Below are 19,536 nucleotides of genomic sequence, written 5' to 3'. Positions count from 1 at the left end.
GGGCGGGCGGACCTCGCGCCGCTCGAGCCGCTGAGCGCCCTGGAGCCCGGCCGCACCCGCGCGGCCGGGCCGGGCTCAGGCGTAGCGACGCACCATTCGCGCGCAGAAGTCGGCGTGCTCCACCGCATCGCGCGGTGTCAAGCGAGCCCTCCGAGCGGCTCGGCGCTCGCGCCGGATCCGCTGCGGACAGGAGCGAGAGCCTCCTCCTCTTCGTCGGCGACGCCGCTCGCCGCCCGCTCGCACAGGGTGACCAGCTCCTCGGCCCGCGCGTCCGCGGTGTGCTCCGCGAGCGCGCGCTCCCGGGCCCGCTGCCCCATCCGCTCGAGCGCGACGCGCGGCAGCGCGACGGCGTGCATCGCCTCGTCCGCGTTGCGCGCGACGAGGATCTCCTCGCCGGGCGTGAAGAACGCGTCGAGGCCCTCGAACCCGTCGGAGAGGACCGGGACCCCGCAGGCCGACGCCTCGAACAGGCGCGGGGACGGGCAGTAGCCCATCGCCGCCATCTCGGCGCGCGTCACGTTCACCGTCAGCGGCGAGGAGCAGAAGAAGGCGGGATGAAGCGACGGCTCGAGGTGGCGCACGTAGCGGATGTTCTCGCGCCACGGGAACGAGGCGTCGTACATCGAGCCGGCGAGCACGAAGGTGCGGTTCGGCATGCGCGCTGCGGGCTCGAGGAACAGCGCCTCGAGCGACCGCTGGCGGCTCGGGGCGAAGGTGCCGAGGTAGGAGAGATCGCCCCGGAACGCGGCGGCGGCGGGCGCGGGGCGGTACACCGCCGGGTCCACGCTGCCGTAGAGCGGCGCGGCGTTCCGCGCCCCCAGCCGGTCGGTGAGCAGGCGGAGCGCCTTGCCCCCCGTGAACGACAGCACGAGATCGAAGCCCGCGAGGCCGCCTGGACCGACCCACTCGACGGGCTCCCCCGCCGCGAGGCGCGCGAGCGTGACGCCGGTGTCGAGATCGTAGAACGCCTTCACGCGCGCGGAAGAGTCGAGCACTCGCTCCGTCACGAGCGCCGCGTCCGGGCAGTAGGACGTCACCATCGCGACGTCCGCGCCGGCGAGCGCCGCCTCGATGCGCACCCGCTCCTCCGCGAGCCGCCCGTACAGGTGGAGCGCACCGCCCGGGAGCACGTCGAGATCGCGGTGGGTCGCGTACCAGGGCTGATCCTTCTCGAAGAACTCGAGCCTGTGCCCCTTCCGGCCGAGCGCGGCGGCCAGACCGCGCCACAGCGTCGCGTGGCCGTTACCCCAGGTGGAGCTGACGGTCAGCCCGAAGACGACGATCCTCATTCCACGCCTCCGCGGGCCCGGAGCGCCGACGGACCCTGTCGACCAAGGTAGGGCGTGCCCTGGGGGCGGGGCGACCCCCGCGAATCGAGGCCGAGCCCGGCGCGTGCGAGGGGGCGGCCGTCACCCGCCGCGCGCCCAGCGCGTGAGCAGGAACTCCTCCTCCTGCGGCCCGAGATCGTGTCGAGCGGAGGCCTCTCCCACGAGCTTCGCCCGGTCGAGCGTCGGATCCTGGCGGACCCGCTCGTCGAGCCAGCGCAGCGCCCGCCGCAGCGACTCACCGTGAGGCAGGATCCCACCCGTACCACCGCTCGCCTCGGCCATCGCGCACCTCCCACCCTTCCTTAACGGTGCGGCCCGGGCCCGCCCATGCCCGCCCGCCGGGGACCCGGAGGGCCCGGGGCCCCGGCGAGGCGTGAGCGCGCGATCACCGCTCCGGCGGCAGGTGGCCCTTCTGCGCAGACGACTCGGGCTGCGAGTAGCCCTCCTCCTCGCGGCGGTCGGTGCTGGCCTGGCGACGCGCGCCCTGCTCCTCGCCCGCCTTGCGACCGGCAGCCTCTCGCTCCTTCTTCTGCCGCTCCTTCTCTTCTCGTCGCATCACTTGCCTCCTTCGTCCTGGGTCCCCAACGCTGCGCAGCCCTCGCCGGGCCGGCCCGCCTGCCCGCGCGCGCGCCGGGCTTCCGCGGAGGCCCCGGACGCCGTAACGGTGTCGCATGCGAACGCGCGCGATTCCGCACCGGCGAGCCGCTGCCGTGCATCGGCCTCGGGACCTGGCGCACGTTCGACGTCGGAGAGGCGCCGTCCGAGCGGGCGCCGCTCGCGGAGGTGCTGCGTGTGCTGCGGGAGGGCGGCGGGCGCCTCATCGACTCCTCGCCGATGTACGGCCGCGCCGAGGCCGTGGTCGGCGAGCTGGTCCGCGCGCAGCCAGAGCCCCGCCCGTTCCTCGCCACCAAGGTGTGGACGACCGGCCGCGAGGCGGGCCTCGCGCAGCTCGAGGAGTCGGAGCGGCGCATGGCGGCGCCGGGGCGGCTCGACCTCGTGCAGGTGCACAACCTGCTCGACCTCGACGTGCAGCTCGCGACGCTCCGCGAGTGGAAGGCGTCCGGCCGGATCCGCTACGTCGGCGCGACGCACCACGCGTCCTCCGGGCTCGACCGGCTCGCCGCGCTCGCCGAGGACGGCGCCGTCGACTTCGTGCAGGTCCCCTACTCGGTCGCCGTGCGCGACGCCGAGGCGCGGCTGCTCGGGGCGGCGCGCGACGGAGGCGTCGCCGTGCTCGTCATGCGGCCGCTCGAGTCGGGAGACCTCGCCGCCCGCCTGCGAGCGGAGCCCCTGCCTGCCTTCGCCGCGGAGCTCGGGTGCTCCACCTGGCCGCAGCTCCTCCTCAAGTGGATCCTCGGACACCCGGCCGTCACGTGCGTGATCCCGGCCACCGCGGATCCGCGCCACGCCGCCGACAACGTGCGCGCCGGCGAGGGGCCTCTGCCGGACGAGGACCTGCGGCGGAGGATCCTCGCCGTCGTACGCGCGGTGTAGCCGCGCCTCAGGACGCGATCGCGATCGCGGCGGCCGCCCCGAGCGCCAGCGTCACGAGGCCGAGCCAGCGCGCGGCGAACCAGAACGCCGCCCGCGCGACCTCCCGTCCATCGTCCACCGTCGCACGCATGCTCGCCTCCCGAGGCGAATCTGCGGCGCAGGAGGGCGCTGCGGGAGTGGCGCACCAGGCGACGACCGAGGCGGGGCCACCCGCCGGATGGATCGGACCCGCGAGCGAACCGGGTCCGGACGAACCTCCATGCCGAGGATTGCGTCGCTCACGGCGTGTCGCGAGCGCAGGCGCAGCCGGATGCTGCGCCGGAGCGAGCCGGGGGTCCGGGGGGACGCGCCTGCTGCGTCCCCCCGGTACGACCGCCGGGGCAGCCCCCGCTAGCTGTGCTCCCGCGCCAGCGACGGCGCCGCGATCGGCGCCGCCTCGGGCGCGGGCCTCGGCGCCGCGCCGTGCTCCACCCCGGCGCCGGCCGCATACCCGAGCAGGCCCATCTCCGGGATGTCGAGGCCGAGCGCCTCGTCCTCCGCGGACGTGCGGTTCCCGACGAGCTTGCCGATGACGACGAAGGCGAGCGCCGCGACGGGAACGACCCACAGGATGTTGGCAGCGATGCCGACGAGCGAGGCGACGAGCTGGCCCGCGTCGCCGTACAGGAGGCCGGTCACGCCGTACGAAACGCCGTTCAGGCCCTGTCCGTACGTCCCGTTCGCGAAGAGCCCGACCGAGAGGATCCCCCACGCGCCGTTCACGCCGTGAACCGCGATGGCGCCGACCGGGTCGTCCACCCGGAGCTTCGTCTCGACGAACATCGCCGCCACGACCACGAGCACCCCGGAGACGAGGCCGATGAGCATCGCCGCCCAGGAGGAGACGAAGGCGCACGGCGCCGTGATCGCGACGAGGCCGGCGAGCATGCCGTTCGCGAGCCAGGTCGGGTCCGGCTTGCCGAAGCGGGTCTTCACGTAGAGGTAGGCGCCGAAGGCGCCCGTGGCGGAGGCGAGCATCGTGTTCGTCGCCACGATCGCGAGGCGCGTGTCGGTGCCGGCGAGGGTGGAGCCGGCGTTGAAGCCGAACCAGCCGAACGCCAGGATGAACGTGCCGACCATGACCTGCGGGATGTTGTGGGCCGGGATGGGGTTCACCCGTCCGTCCGGCCCGTACTTGCCGGCGCGCGGCCCGATGATCTTCGCGAGCGTGAGGGCCATGACGCCGCCGGTCATGTGCACCACCGAGGAACCGGCGAAGTCCACGTGGCCGTGGCCGAGGCCAAGGTTCGTGCCGAGCTGCGACAGCCACCCGCCGCCCCAGACCCAGTTCGCGTAGAGCGGGTAGATGACGGTCGAGATGACGAAGCTGAAGATCACGAACGAGCTGAACTTCCAGCGCTCGGCGAGCGCGCCGGTCGGGATGGTGCAGGTGGTGTCCATGAACACCATCTGGAAGAAGAACATGGTCGCCACCGCGGGCGTGAACATCCGCAGCGGCAGCATGAAGCCGCTCGTGCCGGCGAGGTTCCAGACGTGGCCGAACAGGCTCACCGACAGCGGCGCCGCCGAGAGGGACGCGTCGCCGCCGAACGTCGCCATCGGGCCGACCGAGCCCATCTGCAGGCCGAAGCCGACGAAGTAGAACCCGATGATCCCGATGGCGTAGACGAAGAAGTTCATGCCCATCGTGTGCGCGACGTTCTTCGCGCGCGTGAGGCCCGTCTCGACGAGCGCGAAGCCGGCCTGCATGAACATCACCAGGAAGCCGGCGATCATCGTCCACATGATGTTCACCGCGGCCTGCGTGTCTGCGAGCGTCTTCGCGACGTCCGCGAGATTCGGATCCATTTCGTTCCCCTTGCGAGAGTGAGTTCGCCGAGAGGTTCTGCAGCCGACATGCCGACCGCTCCGGGGCCCACCGCGGTCCTCCTCGAGCCCATCGCGCGTGCAGCTGCTCCCCGGGGCTGCCCGGAGAGGCGGCAGATCCCGGCGCGCCGAGCTCTGCCGGCGCGGCGCGCCGCCCGAGCCGCAGGCGGCGTGGTGCACGGCGCGCGAGCACGATCGCGGGTCTCGCGCAGGCGCGGTGCTCGGCGGTGGGCCGCGTCGGCTCTGCGCGAGGCCCCGCGAGCGAAGCGGGCGCGCCGGGCGCCCCTTCGAGCTACAGCAGCCGCAGGAGGTCCCGCCGGATCGCGCCGCGCGCGGCGTCGTCGGGGGCGGCCGGGAGCGCGCGCTCGAGCGCCTCGGCGGCCTTCCGGCGGAAGCCGGTCTCCTCGTAGAGGGCGGCGAGGGTGCGCAGCGCGGCGAGGTGCCCTGGGCGCAGCTCGACCGCTCGCTCGAGCTCCGTCATCGCGCGGAAGTGCTCGCCGCGCGCGCGGAAGGCGCGGCCGAGGAGGTGATGCGCCTCGGCGGAGAAGGGGGCCTCGCGCACGGCCTCGTGGAGGACGGCGATCGCCTCCGCGGCGTGGCCTGCGCTGAGGAGCTCGCGCCCGCGCGCGAGCTGCGGCGACGCGGGGGCCGCGACCGCGGGCGCGCGCGCCGCGCCGGCGTCGAGGGCCGCCTCGACGCGCCGGAGCAGGTCGTCGATCCGGAACGGCTTCTCGACGTAGTCCTCCGCCCCGTACGCCTCCCGGGCGTCCTCCGCGAAGCGCCAGCCGCGGTACACCGCGGTCATCATCACCACGGGGATGTTCCGCGTGTGCGTGCCCGCCTTGAGCCTCCGGCACGCCTCGAAGCCGTGCACCCGCGGCAGCATCGCGTCGAGCAGGACGAGATCCGGCAGGAGCCGCTCGGCCTTGTCGAGCGCCTCCGCGCCGTCCGCGGCGGTCTCGACGGCGTAGCCCTTGGCGGTCAGGGTCCGCTCCACCAGCTGCCGGATCTCCGGCTCGTCGTCCACGACCAGCACGAGCCGCCGCGCGTCGGCGCGCGCCGGCCGCGGAGGCGCCACGTCGAGCTCCACCTCGACGGAGACGTCAGCCGCGAGCGGGTCGGCGCTGCCGGGCGGGAGATCGTCCACGAGCTCCGCCTCGACCAGATCTCCGCCCGGCACGACCGCCGCCAGGAACGGACCGCCCGGCCCGGCGTCCGCGCCGCACCACAGCGGCTCGCCCTTCTCCCGGCAGTCGTACCCCTCCTGGATGGCGCGCGTGAGCGCGGCGCGGACGGCCACGTACGGTGACACCTCGCGACCGGTGACGAACCGGACCTCGGAGAGGACCCGCTCGTCCGCCGGTTGCGCCATGGCGAGGTGCAGGCGCCCGCCCTCGAGCGAGAGGGGCAGGATGAGGTCGCCCTCCGCGACGCTGCGCGGCACGACGTCGAGCACGGGCAGCGCGATCGCCGTGCGCGACAGGTCGACGCCGGGGACCCCGTGCTTCTCGGAGAGGACGGAGGCGAGCGCACCCTCGGGAACCCCGGTGGCGAGCAGCCGAGAGCAGATCGGCTCGCGCCGCGCGCGCCCCTCGCGCTGCGCCTCGATGAGTCGATCGCGCGTGGCGAGCCCACGCGCGATCAGGATGTCCCCCGTCCTCGACAAGTCCCCTCCCGTCGAACGGCGAGGACGATCTTACGCCGAGTCCGTGGCGGCGCCGTCCCACGAATGCGGCGTCACCTCCGCGAGGGGCGGACAGGGTAGGCGACGCGATTACCCGACGGTGTCCGCGTAGGTCATCACGAGGTACATGACCGACTCGCCGTCGGACCGGCTCCGGTAGACGTGGGGCACGTCGGCCTCGAAGACGATCGCGTCCCCGGCGACGAGGCTCTCCTTGCGTCCGCCGACCTCGATCTCCACCTCGCCTCGCGCCACGACGAGGTTCTCGGTCGTGCCGGGGTTGTGCGCATCCGCGCGCTCGACGCCGCCGGGGGAGAGGCGCAGCTCGTAGAACTCGACGCGCCGGGGCTCGTCGAACGGGAAGAGCGCCCGCGAGCTGAACGAGCCGTCGTGGCTGCGCAGGAGCTTCGCCTGCTCCCCGCGGAGCACGTGCGGGCCGGCGCTGCCGCGGGCCGTGATGAGGGCCGAGAACGGTACGCTGAGCGCCGACGAGATCTTCCAGAGGACGTTGATGGTCGGCGCGCTCTGGCCGAGCTCGATCTGGCCGAGCATCGCGCGAGAGACGCCCGAGAGGTGCGACAGCCGCTCGAGCGACAGCCCGCGCTGGTTCCGGAGCCTGCGCAGGTTCGCGCCCACCACCGGCGTGAGGTCCCGCTGCACGGCGTGCTCCGCCGACTCGTCGGGCTCGGGCACCGGGCGCGCCTCGGGCGCAGGGCTGGCCGGCCGCTTGCCACGCTTCGGGCTCTCTCGCGCACTCTTCATGTGGGGTCCCTTTTCCGTTACAACGGACGCCTTGTCAACGCACGCCTCGCGCGCTCGGTGCGCCCGCCCCCCCGGTGGCCCCGACGGGCCGTGGCGGCTCACCTTCGTCACCAACCCCGACGACTGCAATCTCGCCTGCGCGATGTGCGAGTGCGGGGCGGCGCGGGCGGCGGGCCGGGCGCGTGCGCCCCGGCGCATGGACCCGGAGCTGGCGCGACGCGTCCTCGAGGAGCGCCGCGGCTCGCCGCTCGCGGAGGTCATCCCCTCGACGCTGGGGGAGCCGCTCCTGTGGGAGGGGCTCGACGCGCTCCTGGAGCTCTGCGCGGCGAACGGCCTCGCGCTGAACCTCACGACGAACGGCACCTTTCCCGGGCGCGGCGCGGCGGCCTGGGCGGCGCGGCTCGTGCCCGTCGCCTCGGACGTGAAGCTCTCCTGGAACGGCGCCACCGCGGCCACGGCCGCGGCGGTGATGGGCGGGCTGCGCTTCGAGGCGGCGGTGGAGAACGTCCGGATGCTGGTCGCCGCGCGAGACGCGTCCGCGCGGGAGGGCGGCCGCCGCTGCCGGGTCTCCTTCCAGGTCACCGCCCAGGAGGCGAACGTCGGCGAGCTCGCCGGGATCGTCCGGCTCGCCGCCTCGCTTGGGGTGGACCGGGTGAAGCTGAACCACCTCCAGCCGCGGCTGCCCGGCCTCGAGGCCGGCTCCCTCCGCCGCTCGCCCGAGGCGATCGGGCGGTGGAACGCCGCCGTGCGCGCTGCCCGCGACGCCGCCGAGGCGACGCGCCTGCCGAGCGGCGCGCGCGTCCTCCTCCAGAACGCGGTCGAGCTCGCCCCCGATCCGGCTGCGCCCGCGCCGCGGGGGCCCTGCCCGTTCATCGGACGCGAGGCCTGGGTCCACCCGGACGGAACGTTCGCCCCCTGCCCGCACCCCGCCGCCGCACGGGGCGGCCTCGGCGCGCTCGGCTCCGTGGCGGAGGCGCCGCTCGGCGCGATCTGGGCCGGCGAGCGGTTCCGCGCGCTCGTCGCCGCGTACGAGGATCACCCGCTGTGCCGCGCCTGCGCGCTGCGGCGGCCGGGCGGCGCGTAGCGGGGACTAGCTCCCGTCCGCTGCCGCGAGCACCTCCTCGACGACGGCGTCCACGTCCGCCTCCGACGTCCGGTGGTTCACGAAGCAGGCGCGGAGCGCGAACGCCGCGTCGAGGACGGCGTTCGACAGGTACACGCGCCCGCGGCGGTTCACCGCGGCGAGCACCGCGGCGTTCCGCCGGTCGGCGTCGTCCCCGCGCACGCGGAAGCAGACCGCCGAGAGCTCGACCGGGGCGAGCAGCTCCAGCCGCGGCTCCCGCCGGACGAACTCCGCGAGGCGCTGCGCGTGCGCGAGATCGCGCGCAATCGCCGCGCGGAACGCCGCGGCGCCGTGGAACTGCAACGACGTCCACAGGCGGAGCGCGCGGAAGCGCCGCGAGAGCTCCATCGACTCGTCGAAGAACGCGAACCCCTCGACGGGATCCTCCGTCGAGGTCTGCACGTACGCGCCCGAGTGCGAGAACGCCCGGCGCGCCGCCGCCCGATCCCGGTAGAGCAGGCACCCGCAGTCCACCGACTGGTACAGCCACTTGTGCGCGTCGAGCGAGAGGGAGTCGGCGAGCGCCAGCCCTTCGAGCTTCTCCGGCCGCGCGAGCGCCGCGAGCGCGCCGTACGCCCCGTCCACGTGCAGCCACGCCCCGTGCCGCCTCGCGACGCCGGCGATCTCGGCGAGCGGGTCGATCGCGCCGGTGGCGACCGTCCCCGCCGTGGCGACCACCGCGACGGGGACGCGTCCCGCCTCGACGTCGCGGGCGATCTCGCGCTCGAGCGCGTCGGGGCGCATCCGGAACGCCGCGTCCACCGGGACGAGCCGGAGGTTCTCGCGCCCGAGCCCGAGCAGCGCGACGGCCTTGCCGACCGACATGTGCACCTCGCGCGAGGCGTACACGACCCCGCCCGCGGCGCCCCGCTCGTTCGCAGGGGCGCGGGCCTCGCGGGCCATCGCGAGCCCCATCATGTTCGCGGAGGAGCCGCCGCCCGTGAGGCTCCCCGCGAACCCCGCGCAGCCGAGCGCGCCGGCGAGCCACGCGATGAGGCTCCGCTCGATCGTCACCCCGGCGGGAGCCGAGCGCCAGGCGGTGACGTTCTGGTTCAGCACGCTCGCCAGCAGGTCCGCGGCGGCCCCCGCCGGCTCGCCGGAGCCGAGCACGTAGCCGAGGAACCTGCCGTTCTGCGCGCGCGAGCCGGCGGCGATCTCGCGGAGGCCGTCCACCACGGCCAGACCGACCCCTTCCTCCGGGATCGGCCGTGCGAGGCGCGCCTCGAGCTCGGCGCCCGAGGCGCGAGGCGTGATGGACCGCTCGTCCAGCGTCGAGAGGTGCTCCTCGGCGAGGCGTTCCACGGACGCGTAGAGCTGGCGCAGCGCCTCGATCGAGAGGTCCAGGGACATGGCCCGTCATCTAGCCCGCGGCGCCCGGGAACACCAGGGGGGCGGGGCACCCGAGCGCGCGCGCGACCGCGGGGCGGTTCTCCCTTACCCTGGACGGAGTGCCGACGGAGCCGCTCCCCACCGCCCTCCTGCTCGCCGCCGTCGGGATCCTCCTGGCGGCGAGCGTGCTCGCCTCGCGCGCCTCGGGCAGGCTCGGCCTCCCCGTCGCGCTCCTGTTCCTCCTCGTCGGCATGCTCGCCGGCTCGGAGGGGCTCGGGCAGATCGCGTTCGAGGACTACGCGCTCACGTTCCGGATCGGCACGGTCGCGCTCACCCTCATCCTCTTCGACGGCGGCCTCAACACCGATCTCGCGAGCCTGCGCCGCGTCCTCGCCCCCGCCACGGCGCTCGCCACGGTGGGCGTCGCCGGGACCGCCGCGGTGATGGCGCTCGGCGCCCGCGCGCTCGGGCTCGGCCCGACCGAGGCTCTCCTCGTGGGGGCGATCGTCTCCTCCACGGACGCGGCGGCGGTGTTCTCGGTCCTCCGCGGGGCCGGGGTCAGCATCCGCCAGCGGCTCGCGCACCTGCTCGAGGTCGAGTCGGGCGTGAACGATCCCATGGCGGTGATCCTGACGCTCGCGGTGACGGGCGCGCTCGTCGCCGGCGAGCGGCCCGGCGCGGGGATCGCGCTCGACGTCGTCCTGCAGCTCGCCATCGGGCTCGCCGGCGGGGTCGCCGTCGGGTACGCCGGCCGCTGGCTGCTCGCGCGGGCGCGGCTCTCGGCGACCGGGCTCTACCCGGTGCTCACCATCGCGCTCGCGTGCTTCGCGTTCGGCGCGCCGACGCTGGTCCACGGGAGCGGCTTCGTCGCGGTGTACGCGGCGGCGGTGGTGCTCGGGAACGGCCCGCTGCCGTACGCGACCGGCCTCCGGCGCGTGCACGACGCGATCGCCTGGTTCAGCCAGGTGGCGATGTTCCTCCTCCTCGGCCTGCTCGCGTTCCCGTCGCGCCTCGCCAGCGTCGCCGGCCCGGGGCTCTTCCTCGGCCTGTTCCTCGCCTTCGTCGCGCGGCCGCTCGTGGTGATCCTGCTCCTCCTGCCGTTCCGGCTGCCGCTGCGCGAGATCGCGTTCATCTCCTGGGTCGGCCTGCGCGGCGCCGTCCCCATCATGCTCGCGACGTTCCCGGTGCTCGCCGGCCTCCCCGTCGCGCGGCACGTCTTCGACCTCGTGTTCTTCGTGGTCGTGGTGAGCGCGGTGGTGCAGGGCACCTCGATCGGCTGGGTCGCCCGCCGGCTCGGCCTCGAGGTCCAGGCCACGCCGACGCCGCGCGCCATGCTGGAGATCCACTCGACGCAGCGGCTCGCCGGCGAGGTGATCTCGTTCTACGTCGAGCGGGCCAGCGCCGTGGCGGGCTCGCGCATCTCGGAGCTCACGATCCCGGAGGGCTCGGCCGTGATGCTCGTCGCCCGGGGTCGCGAGCTCGTCGCCGCGCGCGGGCGGACCGTGCTCGAGCCCGGCGACCACGTCTACGTGTTCACGTCGCCTGAGGACAAGGCGTTCGTCCAGCTCCTGTTCGGCCGCCAGGAGGAGGACTGATCGGTCTTCACGAGGGCACCGGGGCCGCTCGGCGTCGCTCGCCCGAGCGGGGAGCGCTAGGTCCTCGACGCGCGGATCTGATCCTCGAGCTCGTTCCGCGGCGCGTGCTGCCCGGGCACGGCCGGGAAGTGCTCGGCGAGGCGAGCGCCGCTGAGCGCGATCGCGTCCACGAAGCCCTTGCCCGGATCCCCTGCCCGCATCCCCTCGACGAGCGCCGCGACGGCCCGGTCCCAGTCGGCGCCCATCTTCTCGTGGATGCCGCGATCCCCGAGCACGACCGCCTCGCGCTCGAACAGCGAGGCGAACACGAGCACGCCCGTGCCCTCCGCGGTCCGGTGCAGCCCGTGCTCGTGGAACGCGCGCGTCGCGCGGGCACGCACCGCCTCGTCCATGGAGCGCGCGCCGACGAGGAGGCGCTCGACGGGATCCCAGCTCGCGAGCAGGGCGCCGGCGATGCCCGCCGCGAGCTGGACGAGCGGGAGCTCCGCGAGCGTGAGCGGGAGGTGGAGGCCGACCACCGCCGCCGTCGCGAGGGCGGCGAGGAGCAGCGCGCCCCGGTAGCGGGCCTCCGGGTACGCATCGCTCTTCTCGACGACCACGGGGACGAGCTGGCCGCGCGAGAGCGCCTCCGCGCGCCGGACCGCCTCGGCGATGCGCGTGCGGACGTCCTCTCCGAAGTGCCGCTCGATGGTCACCGGTCCCTCCTACCAGCGCCCCGAGGCGCCGCCGCCCGAGAACCCGCCGCCGCCGCCCGACCAGCCGCCGCCACCGCCGCCGCCGAAGCCGCCTCCGCCCCAGCCGCCGCCCATCCACGGGCCGCCTCCCCACCAGAGGTGGCGGCGCCGCCGCGGCCCGAAGCCGGAGAGGCTCCGGACGAGGAACACGACGATGAACAGGAGGATGAACGCGAGCGAGGAGAAGCGCGCCCTCGGCGCCGCGCGGCGCACCGGCTCGACGCCCGAGGGCAGCGCGCCGAGCGCGCCGAGGATCTGGACCCCGGCGTCGTACAGCCCCTCTCCGAAGCGCTTCTCGCGGAACGCGGGCACGATCGTGCCGCGGATGATCCGGGACGACTGCACGTCGGTGAGCCCACCCTCGAGCCCGCCGCCGACCTCGATGCGCACGGCGCGGTCCTCGACGGCGACCGTGACGAGCACGCCGTTGTCCTTCCCGCGGGTCCCGACCTTCCAGGCCTCCGCGACGCGCATCGAGTAGTCCTCGATGGCTTCCCCGTCGAGGGACCGGACGACGAGGTACTGGAGCTGCACCCCCGTCCCGCCCTCCACGCCGCGCGCGGCGCGCGCGAGCCCCTCGAGGCGGCGCACGTCGTCGCGCCCGAGGAGGCCGGCCTGGTCCACCACCGGCCCCGAGAGCGGCGGGATGGGCGCCTCGGCGCGCGCCGGGGCGGAGACGGAGGCGACCGCGACGAGCGCGGCGACGGCGAGGGCGCGCACGTGGCCCCGCTAGAACTTCACGGCGGGCGCCTTCTCGGCGCCCTGCGTCGTCGCGGTGAACTGCGCCTTCGGCTGCTTCTTGTACATGAGCGCGTTCGTCCAGCTCGTCGGCGGGACGGTGACGAGGTTGTTGAACTGCTGCACCTGCTCGATGTAGCGGCGCCGGGCGATCCCGATCCGGTTCTCGGTCCCCTCGAGCTGCGCCTGCAGGTCGCGGAAGTTCTCGTTCGCCTTCAGGTTCGGGTAGTTCTCGGCGACCGCGAGGAGCCGCCCGAGCGCGCTCTGCAGCGCCCCCTGGGCCTGCTCGAACCGCTTCATGTTCTCGGGCGTGAGCTCTTCGGCGCTGAGCTTCACCTGGGTGGCCTGCGCGCGCGCGTTCATGACCGCCTCGAGCGTCTCGCGCTCGTGCGTCGCGTACCCCTTCACGGTCTCGACGAGGTTCGGGATCAGGTCGGCGCGCCGCTGGTACTGGTTCTCCACCTCGGCCCACGCGGCCGTGACGGCGTTCTCGGCTTGGGGGATGGACTGGAAGCCGCAGCCCGCCGTGAGGGCGAGCGCGGCCGTGGCGGCGACGAGGCGAGGCGTCTTCATGCCCGGAAGCTAGCGCGCCCCCGCCGCCACGCAAAGGAAGTTCGCAGGGCGGGCCGCCCGGAACGGGGCGTTCACCTGTGGTCGACCGCGATCACCTTCGGCGACGAGGGGCACCAGGAGCGCACCTCGAGGACGTAGTACGAGAGCGCCCGCTCGATGTCGCTCGGGCACACGTCGCACCCACCCACCGTCGCTCCCGCGAACGAGGCAGTGGCCGCGTCGGCGTGCCACGTCCACTGGGCGTCGCAGTCGGAGCCGGCCTGGAGGTCGAGCACCGGGATCCCCGAGACCGGCTCCCCGCGCAGGAGCGCCTCGGCGCTCGTGACGAACACCTCGTTCGTGATCCAGAGCTTCACGGTCTCGCCGCACTTCTCGAGCGTCACGAAGGCGCCCCCGCCGCGCGCGGCGCACGCGCCCCCGCCCTCCGCAGCACACTGCCCGTCACTGCAGGTCAGGCCCGCTCCGCACGCGTGACCGCAGGCGCCGCAGTTCCGCGGGTCCGAGCGGATGTCCATGCAGGTGCCGCCGCAGACCTCGAGCGGCATGGGGCACGGCCCCGCATCTGCGCAGGCGGCGGCGCCGGCGAGGAGTGCGACCGCGAGGAGGAGGCGACCCATGCGCGACGCAGGGTACGCGACCCTCTCACTGAAAGGCAATGTGGCGATCCGCGGTCCGGCCGCCGTGCTCGCGCGCCGGCCCGCGCTTCCCGCGGAGAGGTCCCTCGTCTAACCTTCACCGCGTGACGCTCCCCTCTGGCTGGTCGCGCATCTACCGGGTCGTGCGCCGCATCCCGCGAGGGCGCGTCGCGACCTACGGCGAGGTCGCGCTCGCGGCGGGCAAGCCGCACGGCGCCCGGCAGGTGGGGTACGCGCTCGCCGCGCTCCGCGGCGCGCGCCACGACGTGCCCTGGCAGCGCGTCCTCGGCGCGCGGCCGCGCGGCCACGCGGCCATCTCGATCCTCGACCCGATCGGCGCGGCGGTGCAGCGGGACCTGCTCGAGGCGGAGGGGATCCGCTTCGACGAGCGCGGCCGCGTCGAGCTCGCCCGCTACGGCTGGAAGCGGCGGGCGCGCGCCACGCCCGCGCCGGGCGGACGCCGGCGCGGGGCGCGCGCGCCTCGCCGGCGAGCCCGCGGCGAATCCTGATCGGCCGCTCTAGCCGCGGCGGACCGGCGCGATCTTCCAGATCTGCTCGGCGTAGTCCCGGATCGTCCTGTCGGAGGAGAACTTGCCGGTGCGCGCGACGTTCAGGATCGCCATCCGCGTCCAGCCCTCCGGGTCGCGGTACGCCCGCTCGACCTCCTCCTGGCACGCGCAGTACGCGGCGAAGTCGGCGAGCACGAGGTAGGGATCGCCGCCGTTGAGGAGCGAGTCCACCACGGGACGGAACAGGGCCGGCTCGCCGGGGGAGAAGACGCCCGACGCGAGCGCGTCGAGGACCCCCTTCAGCCGCCGGTCGCCGCGGTAGACCTCCCACGGATCGTAGCCGCGCCCCCGGAGCGCCTGCACCTGCTCGACGGTGAGCCCGAAGAGGAAGAAGTTCTCCGCGCCGACCTCGTCGCGGATCTCCACGTTCGCCCCGTCGAGCGTGCCGATGGTGAGCGCGCCGTTCAGGGCGAACTTCATGTTCCCCGTGCCGGACGCTTCCTTGCCCGCGGTGGAGATCTGCTCGGAGACGTCCGCGGCCGGGAAGATCCGCTCGGCGAGCGACACCCGGTAGTTCTTGAGGAACCCGACGGTGATCCGCCCCTGCACGTCCACGTCGTGGTTCACCACGTCCGCGACCGAGCCCACGAGCTTGATGACCCACTTCGCGAGGGCGTAGCCGGGCGCGGCCTTCCCGCCGAACAGGTAGGCGCGGGGGTACGGCTGGTACGAGCGGTCCTCCTTGATGCGCAGGTACTCCGCGGCGACGCGGAGCACGTTGAGGAGCTGCCGCTTGTACTCGTGGATGCGCTTCACCTGGACGTCGAAGATCGAGTCGAGGTCGAGCGTGAGCCCGTTCTCCGCGCGGACGATCTCGGCGAGGCGCGCCTTGTTGTCGCGCTTGATGCGCCGGAACAGCCGGCGGAAGCCGGCGTCGTCGGCGAGGGGCTCGAGCGCGCGGAGCTTCTCGGCGTCGGTGATCCAGCCCGGGCCGATCGCGTCGGTGATCGCCGCCGAGAGGTCGGGGTTCGACTGGAGGAGCCAGCGGCGCGGGGTGACGCCGTTCGTCTTGTTGTTGAACCGCTCCGGCCAGAGCGCGTGGAAGTCCTTGAAGAGCTCGCGCTTCAGGAGCTCGGTGTGCAGCGCGGCCACGCCGTTCACCGACCGCGAGCCCACGACGGCGAGGTTCGCCATCCGGACCTGCTTCACCGGCTGCTCCTCGATGATGCTCATCCGCGCGAGCGCGCCCTCGTCGGCGCGGCTCGCGGCGCGGACGCCCTCGAGGAAGCGCCGGTTGATCTCGTAGACGATCTCGAGGTGGCGCGGCAGCACGCGCCCGAACAGGTCGACGGACCAGCGCTCGAGCGCCTCCGGCATGAGGGTGTGGTTCGTGTAGCCGAAGGTCGCGCGGCAGATCTCCCACGCCGCGTCCCACTCGAGCGCGCGCTCGTCCACGAGGACGCGCATGAGCTCGGCGATGGCGACGGCCGGGTGGGTGTCGTTGAGCTGGATCGCGACCTTGTCCGGGAAGCGCGAGAAATCCTCGTGCGTCCGGAGGTAGCGGAGCACGATGTCGTGGATGGAGCAGCACACGAAGAAGTACTGCTGCTGGAGCCTGAGCTCCTTGCCCATCACCGTGAGATCGTTCGGGTAGAGGACCTTCGAGATGTTCTCGGAGAACCCCTTGTCCTCGACGGCGGCGAGGTAGTCGCCCGCATTGAAGTCCGCGAGGTCGAGCTCCTGCGACGCGCGCGCCCGCCAGAGCCGCAGCGTGTTCACGGTGTCGTTGCGGTACCCCGCCACCGGCACGTCGTACGGCATGCCGAGCACGTGGCGCGCGTCCACCCACCGCACCCGCAGCCGGCCGCGCTCGTCCGCGCCGTGCTCGGTCCGCCCGTAGAACGCGACCGGGACGACGCTCTCCGGGCGCGGGATCTCCCAGGCGTTCCCGAAGCGCAGCCACTCCTCGGGCCGCTCCACCTGGTAGCCGTTGCGGATCTCCTGGTCGAAGATCCCGAACTCGTAGCGGATGCCGTAGCCGGTGGCCGGGTACCCGAGCGTCGCGAGCGAGTCGAGGAAGCAGGCCGCGAGCCTGCCGAGGCCGCCGTTGCCGAGGCCGGCGTCGGGCTCCTGCGAGAGGAGGTCGGCGAGGTCGAGCCCGAGGTCCTTCAGGGCGCCGCGCATCGGGTCGTAGAGCCCGAGGTTGAGGAGATTGTTCTCGAGCGCCCTGCCCATCAGGAACTCGAGCGAGAGGTAGTAGACCCGCTTCGCGTCCTCCCGGTAGTACGCCTGCTGCGTCTGGATCCAGCGGCGCATCATTCGATCGCGCACGGAGTAGGCGACCGCGAAGTAGCGGTCGAGCGCGGTGGCGCTGTGCTCGTCGGCGCCCTGCGAGTACTGCAGGTGGTCGGCGAAGGCTCGCTTCAGCGCCTCCACGTCCGTGGCGGTGCGCGCGTTCGGGACGTCCCGGGCGCGCTCGAGCGCCCGGGCCTCCGCGGGTGCGGTGCTGCCTCTCCTCGGCGGAACCATCCGTTCTCCTTGGAATCCGTCACGGCGGCGCCGCGACTCCAGTGCGCCCCCGGGCGACGCGCGACGGCCCGGAGACGCCGCGCATGATACTCGGGCGGGTCCCCGGGCGCCGCGCGACCTCCGGCGCCCACGCGCGGGCGCCCTGCGTGCTTACCCCCACCTGCCGGTCGAGCGGGTGCGCGCCGGCCGCTGTCTACGCCTTTCGAGCGAGCGCCGAGGCGAGCTCGGCATAGAGGTGGATCGCGCTCCGGATCGCCTTCTGGAAGTCGCCGAGGTGGAGGCTCTCGTTCTCGGAGTGAGCGTTCGAGGCGGGATCCTCGACGCCGATGAGGAGCGCCGGGACGCCGCCGAGCGCGTCGGCGAACGGCTGGACGAAGCCGATGGAGCCGCCGCACCCGATCGCCAGCGCCTGCCGGCCGAATCCCTTCTCGAGCGCGCGGAACGCCGCGTCGAAGGCGGGGTGACGCACGTCGGTGATCCAGGGCGCGCCCGCGGTCTCGACCTTCACGTGCACCTCGACGCCCCACGGCGCGGCGGCCTGGAGGTGCTGCACGAGCGCGTCGCGCGTCTCCACCGGGTCCATGTCCGGCACGAGCCGGATCCCCACGCGCGCCCAGGCCACGTCGTTGATGATGTTGCGCGCGTCCTTGCGCGACGACGCCTGCAGCGCGTTCACGGCGAGCGCCGGCTCCCACCAGTTCACCTCGAGGGGGTGGTTCCCGCCGAGGAGCTGCACCCCGGGCCGCAGCCGGGCCTGCTTGCGGAACTCCTCGACCGTGACGGGGAGCTGCTCGATGGCGCGCCGCTGCTCGCGCGTCATCGGCCGGACCTTGTCGTAGATCCCGCGGATGGCGATGCGCCCGTCGCGATCGACGAGCCCCGCGAGCATCTTCGCGAGCGCCATGGCCGGGTCGGGCACCGGGCCCCCCCACATGCCGGAGTGCAGGCTCTGGTCGAGCGCGCGCACCTCCACGTCGGCGGTGACGAGGCCCCGGAGCGCGATCGTCACCGAGGGCAGCCCGACGTCCACGTTGCCCGTGTCGGTGAGCACCATCGCGTCCGCGTCGAGCTTCGAGCGGTAGCGGCCGATGAAGGCGGCGAGGTGCTCGGAGCCGATCTCCTCCTCGCCCTCGATCACGATCTTGACGTTGAGCGGCATCTTCCGCGCCCCGCGCACCCAGGCGTCCACCGCGGCCGCGTGCACGAGGATGCCGGCCTTGTCGTCCGCGGCGCCCCGGCCGAACAGCCGGCCGTCGCGCTCGGAGGGCTCGAACGGCGGCGACTTCCAGAGCTCCGTCTCGCCGGGCGGCTGCACGTCGTGGTGCGCGTAGAGGAGGAGCGTGGGCGCGGCGGGATCCTCGATCCGCTCGCCGAAGACGTAGGGGTGCGCCCCCTCCACCTTCAGCACCTCGACCTTCTCGAAGCCGCGGCGCCTCAGGAGCTCGGCGACCGCGTCGGCGCTGCGCGCGACCTCGACCTCCGGGAACCCCGCGAACGAGACGCTCGGGATGCGGACGAGCCGCTTCAGCTCGTCGAGGTAGATGGCAGCGTTCTTCTCGTAATGGGCGAGCGCCAGGTCGACCGGGCTCTCCGTCATGGAGGTCTCCTCGTTGGGGATGCGGCGGCCTGCCAGCGGGCGGCCTGCCCGAGATATAAACCCGCGCATGCCCAAAGCCCTCCGTCCCCTTAGGGACGGCTCACTCGCCGTGGCGCTCGGCGTGACCCGCATCGCGCGCCTGACCGGGCTCGACCGCACCGGCGTGGAGGTGGCGAGCGCGGTGCGGCCCGGAGCGCACGTCCTCCAGGTCACGAACGGCAAGGGCGACACGTTCGAGCGCGCCGCCCAAGGCGCGCTCCTGGAGGCGGCGGAGCTGTGGGCCGCGGAGCGCGCCGAGGTGGAGGCGTGGGGCGCCGCGACCGACCTCGCCGCACATCACGGCGAGGCCGCCGTCGTGCGACCGGAGGCGCTCGCGCCGGAGCGGACGGAGCCGGGGGCGTCGGAGCTCCGCCTCGCCTGGCGCATCGGCCAGGACCTGCTCGGCGGCGCGCCCGCGCTCGTCCCGGCCTGCGCCGTCCACTGCCCGCCCGCCGGCGGGCCGCTCCTCGGCGCCGCGGTGGTCCCCTGGACCTCGAACGGCATGGGGGCGCACGAGGACCTCGCCGCCGCGCTCCTCCACGCCCTCCTCGAGGCCGTCGAGCGCGATCTGCTCGCCCGGGCCTTGCCGGAGGGCTTCACGGAGGAGGCGGTCGCGGCGCGGCTCCTCGATCGCAGCTCGCTGGCGCGGGCAGCGCCCCGGGCCGCGGCGCTCGCCGGGCGGCTCGAGGCGCGGGGGTTCCAGGTCCACCTCCTCGACGCCTCCGCGGCCGCCGACGGGCCCACCCTGCCTTGCGCCGCCGCGCTGGTCGCGGACGTCGAGCACGGGGCGGTGCCGCTGGCGGCCGGCTACGCCTGCCGGCTCGAGCCGGACGAGGCGCTCCACGCCGCGCTGCTCGAGGCCGCGCAGTCGCGCGCCACCGAGATCCACGGCGCCCGCGAGGACGTGGCGCTCGGCGACCGCCGCGCGGCGAAGGGGCTCGCCGCGCTCCTCGGCGGGACCCGGGCGCGGCGCCACGCGGGGCGGATGCCCGGCGTGCGAG

The 19,536-nt window shown here is 74.3% G+C and carries 19 protein-coding genes; 5 read left to right on the top strand and 14 right to left on the bottom strand.

Features of this window, described 5'->3' with window-relative positions:
- Positions 1 to 137 precede the first annotated feature (137 nt).
- The 3 genes from MNZ39_RS17965 to MNZ39_RS17955 all read right to left on the bottom strand — a co-directional run bounded on the left by MNZ39_RS17965 (position 138) and on the right by MNZ39_RS17955 (position 1,884).
- Positions 138 to 1,289 carry a glycosyltransferase gene (locus MNZ39_RS17965; protein WP_242340456.1) on the bottom strand — a complete coding sequence of 384 codons (1,152 nt, stop codon included), beginning with the start codon at positions 1,287 to 1,289 and terminating at the stop codon, positions 138 to 140.
- 120 nt (positions 1,290 to 1,409) lie between these two features.
- Positions 1,410 to 1,610: a hypothetical protein gene (locus MNZ39_RS17960; RefSeq protein WP_242340455.1), complete on the bottom strand. Its 201-nt coding sequence runs from the start codon at positions 1,608 to 1,610 to the stop codon at positions 1,410 to 1,412.
- Positions 1,611 to 1,713: 103 nt separating this feature from the next.
- On the bottom strand, positions 1,714 to 1,884 hold the full coding sequence (locus MNZ39_RS17955) for a hypothetical protein (RefSeq protein WP_242340458.1): 171 nt from the start codon (positions 1,882 to 1,884) through the stop codon (positions 1,714 to 1,716).
- 17 nt (positions 1,885 to 1,901) lie between these two features.
- Here MNZ39_RS17955 and MNZ39_RS17950 point away from each other — a divergent pair, with 17 nt between their 5' ends.
- The gene (locus MNZ39_RS17950) at positions 1,902 to 2,822 is read left to right on the top strand and encodes an aldo/keto reductase (RefSeq protein WP_305037339.1); all 921 of its coding nucleotides are present in this window, start codon (positions 1,902 to 1,904) and stop codon (positions 2,820 to 2,822) included.
- Between the two features lie 7 nt (positions 2,823 to 2,829).
- Here MNZ39_RS17950 and MNZ39_RS24555 read toward each other — a convergent pair whose 3' ends face one another.
- The 4 genes from MNZ39_RS24555 to MNZ39_RS17935 all read right to left on the bottom strand — a co-directional run bounded on the left by MNZ39_RS24555 (position 2,830) and on the right by MNZ39_RS17935 (position 7,134).
- Positions 2,830 to 2,952 (bottom strand): hypothetical protein, encoded by a 123-nt coding sequence (locus tag MNZ39_RS24555; protein WP_255821535.1) that lies wholly within the window; start codon positions 2,950 to 2,952, stop codon positions 2,830 to 2,832.
- A 260-nt stretch (positions 2,953 to 3,212) separates the two neighbouring features.
- A complete protein-coding gene (locus MNZ39_RS17945) occupies positions 3,213 to 4,670 on the bottom strand; it encodes an ammonium transporter (protein ID WP_242340454.1) in 1,458 nt (485 codons plus the stop codon).
- A 310-nt stretch (positions 4,671 to 4,980) separates the two neighbouring features.
- On the bottom strand, positions 4,981 to 6,354 hold the full coding sequence (locus MNZ39_RS17940) for a response regulator (RefSeq protein ID WP_242340453.1): 1,374 nt from the start codon (positions 6,352 to 6,354) through the stop codon (positions 4,981 to 4,983).
- A 108-nt stretch (positions 6,355 to 6,462) separates the two neighbouring features.
- Positions 6,463 to 7,134 carry a helix-turn-helix domain-containing protein gene (locus MNZ39_RS17935; RefSeq protein ID WP_242340452.1) on the bottom strand — a complete coding sequence of 224 codons (672 nt, stop codon included), beginning with the start codon at positions 7,132 to 7,134 and terminating at the stop codon, positions 6,463 to 6,465.
- Positions 7,135 to 7,165: 31 nt separating this feature from the next.
- On the opposite strand from MNZ39_RS17935, the gene MNZ39_RS17930 reads away from it, so the two are divergent.
- Entirely contained in the window at positions 7,166 to 8,218 is a 1,053-nt protein-coding gene (locus tag MNZ39_RS17930; RefSeq protein WP_242340451.1) for a radical SAM protein, read from the top strand.
- A 6-nt stretch (positions 8,219 to 8,224) separates the two neighbouring features.
- Here MNZ39_RS17930 and MNZ39_RS17925 read toward each other — a convergent pair whose 3' ends face one another.
- Positions 8,225 to 9,607: an aminotransferase class V-fold PLP-dependent enzyme gene (locus MNZ39_RS17925; RefSeq protein ID WP_242340450.1), complete on the bottom strand. Its 1,383-nt coding sequence runs from the start codon at positions 9,605 to 9,607 to the stop codon at positions 8,225 to 8,227.
- A gap of 98 nt (positions 9,608 to 9,705) precedes the next feature.
- On the opposite strand from MNZ39_RS17925, the gene MNZ39_RS17920 reads away from it, so the two are divergent.
- Positions 9,706 to 11,181, top strand: coding sequence for a potassium/proton antiporter (locus MNZ39_RS17920; RefSeq protein ID WP_242340449.1), 1,476 nt, complete (start codon positions 9,706 to 9,708; stop codon positions 11,179 to 11,181).
- A gap of 56 nt (positions 11,182 to 11,237) precedes the next feature.
- Here the strand turns inward: MNZ39_RS17920 and MNZ39_RS17915 are convergent, their stop codons facing one another.
- The 4 genes from MNZ39_RS17915 to MNZ39_RS17900 form a co-directional block, all read right to left on the bottom strand.
- Entirely contained in the window at positions 11,238 to 11,876 is a 639-nt protein-coding gene (locus MNZ39_RS17915) for a TPM domain-containing protein (RefSeq protein ID WP_242340448.1), read from the bottom strand.
- A gap of 9 nt (positions 11,877 to 11,885) precedes the next feature.
- On the bottom strand, positions 11,886 to 12,635 hold the full coding sequence (locus tag MNZ39_RS17910) for a YgcG family protein (RefSeq protein ID WP_242340447.1): 750 nt from the start codon (positions 12,633 to 12,635) through the stop codon (positions 11,886 to 11,888).
- Positions 12,636 to 12,644: 9 nt separating this feature from the next.
- Complete coding sequence (locus MNZ39_RS17905) at positions 12,645 to 13,226, bottom strand: LemA family protein (RefSeq protein ID WP_242340446.1); 582 nt, start codon at positions 13,224 to 13,226, stop codon at positions 12,645 to 12,647.
- Between the two features lie 71 nt (positions 13,227 to 13,297).
- On the bottom strand, positions 13,298 to 13,843 hold the full coding sequence (locus MNZ39_RS17900) for a hypothetical protein (RefSeq protein ID WP_242340445.1): 546 nt from the start codon (positions 13,841 to 13,843) through the stop codon (positions 13,298 to 13,300).
- 122 nt (positions 13,844 to 13,965) lie between these two features.
- On the opposite strand from MNZ39_RS17900, the gene MNZ39_RS17895 reads away from it, so the two are divergent.
- A complete protein-coding gene (locus MNZ39_RS17895) occupies positions 13,966 to 14,370 on the top strand; it encodes an MGMT family protein (RefSeq protein ID WP_242340444.1) in 405 nt (134 codons plus the stop codon).
- Between the two features lie 9 nt (positions 14,371 to 14,379).
- Here the strand turns inward: MNZ39_RS17895 and MNZ39_RS17890 are convergent, their stop codons facing one another.
- Both MNZ39_RS17890 and MNZ39_RS17885 read right to left on the bottom strand, forming a co-directional pair.
- Positions 14,380 to 16,899 (bottom strand): glycogen/starch/alpha-glucan phosphorylase, encoded by a 2,520-nt coding sequence (locus MNZ39_RS17890; protein WP_242340443.1) that lies wholly within the window; start codon positions 16,897 to 16,899, stop codon positions 14,380 to 14,382.
- A 193-nt stretch (positions 16,900 to 17,092) separates the two neighbouring features.
- Positions 17,093 to 18,496, bottom strand: a complete 1,404-nt coding sequence (locus tag MNZ39_RS17885; protein WP_242340442.1) for a M20/M25/M40 family metallo-hydrolase — start codon at positions 18,494 to 18,496, stop codon at positions 17,093 to 17,095.
- A 67-nt stretch (positions 18,497 to 18,563) separates the two neighbouring features.
- Here MNZ39_RS17885 and MNZ39_RS17880 point away from each other — a divergent pair.
- On the top strand, positions 18,564 to 19,536 hold a 973-nt coding region (locus tag MNZ39_RS17880), incomplete at its 3' end, for a YcaO-like family protein (protein ID WP_242340441.1).

It is taken from the genome of Anaeromyxobacter sp. SG66 (assembly GCF_022690805.1).
GTDB classification, from domain to species: Bacteria; Myxococcota; Myxococcia; order Myxococcales; family Anaeromyxobacteraceae; genus Anaeromyxobacter; species Anaeromyxobacter soli.
Note: the sequence above shows the minus strand (reverse complement) of the source record. Positions and strands in the feature narration are given on the sequence as shown.